General features: G+C 69.8%; 2 protein-coding genes. Both read right to left on the bottom strand.

Annotation, left to right across the window (positions count from 1 at the left end; genetic code table 11):
- Positions 1-143: 143 nt before the first annotated feature.
- On the bottom strand, positions 144-686 hold the full coding sequence (locus tag G6028_RS13635; protein ID WP_182659193.1) for a CAP domain-containing protein: 543 nt from the start codon (positions 684-686) through the stop codon (positions 144-146).
- Between the two features lie 137 nt (positions 687-823).
- Positions 824-1405, bottom strand: a complete 582-nt coding sequence (locus tag G6028_RS13630; protein WP_182659192.1) for a CAP domain-containing protein — start codon at positions 1403-1405, stop codon at positions 824-826.
- Between the last annotated feature and the right edge of the window lie 96 nt (positions 1406-1501).

The following is a 1501-nucleotide window of genomic DNA, read 5'->3' as shown; positions in this document are numbered from 1 at the left end:
CCGGGCCCGCGCATCGACCGGGCCCGCGCATCGAAAAGGACGTTCCGCACACCCGCTTCTCGCGAAACGTGTGCGGAACGTCCTTGTCGACGAGCGCTTTCGTCGACGAGCGCTTTCGACCGGGAAGGGTCGGGCCGGCTCAGCTAGCGGGTGAACACCTGGGTGGCGTAGAGCTTGTTGTCGGCGGCCACGGCGACGCCCACTCCCATCGAGGTGTGGTCGCTGCGCAGCAGGTTGAGCCTGTGGCCGGTGGAGGCCATCCACTGGTTGACCAGCTGCTGAGGGGTGGCGTTGCGCCAGTTCTGCAGCACGTTCTCCGACCAGCGCGTGGTTCCGCTCGGCACCTGGTAGCGCAGGTCGGGGTTGTGGTACATCCGGTTTTCGGCGGCCTGCACCTGGCTCCAGGCGGTGGCCAGCTGAACGAGTGCGTCGTTGGACGGGAGCGACGTCCGGTCGTTGGCCACACGCGCGGCGTTGGTGGCGTCGTGGAGCTGCTGGCGGTACTCGTCGCTCGTGGGGTCGAGCGCCGGGACGGTGCCGCCGCCGCCGACGGCGACGCCGAACGACGAGCCAGGCATGAGGAACTGCTGCGCGGAGGCCGCGGGTGCGCCGAGACCGGCGACCGCCATGGTGGCGGCAGCGCAGACGGCGAGGGGCGTGACGAAACGAGGGGAAGTGCGACGCACGTGGGATCTCCAGTTCTGCACACCCCGAGGGGGAGGGCGCGCAGAGGCAACAGTAGAGAGCAAGTCCCCGTCGGGCTAGCAGGAAAGGAACTCTAGCCGAATTTTCACACTGTTAACCGAAATAACCCCTGGTGGGGCTACCCCCGCTCGAAGTCGAGTACGACGTGGATCACCCCGTCCTCGCCCGCGGCCGTTCCCACTCCCACCTTCGTGAACTCGCCGTCGAGCATCCGCTCGCGCATTCCGGTGTCGGTGAGCATGGCGGTGAGCACGTTCTGTGGCGTGGCCTCCGGGGGCAGGGCCAGGACCGTGCGGTCCCGGTCCTCGCCACTGTCAGGGACCGGGAGGTCGCCGGTCGTGGGGTCGCCCACCGCCAGTTGGTCCGCGCGGACCCCGGCCTCGACGGACAGGATCGCGTCGGTGACCAGGCGTTCGGCACCCACGGCGGTCCGCGCCTCGTTGACCCCGGCCACCACGCTGCCCTCGAACGCCTTACGGGCCACCTCGGGCGGAACCACGACGAGAGGGGCGTCCTGCTCGGCCACGGCGGTGGCCCCCGGTGCGGACGGGCCCGACATCAGTGAGGCGAGGCCGGGGATGTCCAGCGGGAACGGCAGGGCGAGTTCGAGTGACCCCTGGGCGGAGGCCGTGCCGGCGCCCGTGACGAGCAGGAGGGCGGAGGCCCCGGCTGCGACGGCGGAACGGATGGGATGACGCACGTGGGTGTCCTTTCCTGGGTGGCGGCCGGAGCCGGACCCGGCGGGGATCGTTGACTCACATAGTAGTGCCGCGAGTTCACTCACGCATCTTTCGTC

The sequence above is a fragment of the Dietzia cercidiphylli genome (assembly GCF_014145145.1).
Lineage (GTDB): Bacteria > Actinomycetota > Actinomycetes > Mycobacteriales > Mycobacteriaceae > Dietzia > Dietzia natronolimnaea.
Note: the sequence above shows the minus strand (reverse complement) of the source record. Positions and strands in the feature narration are given on the sequence as shown.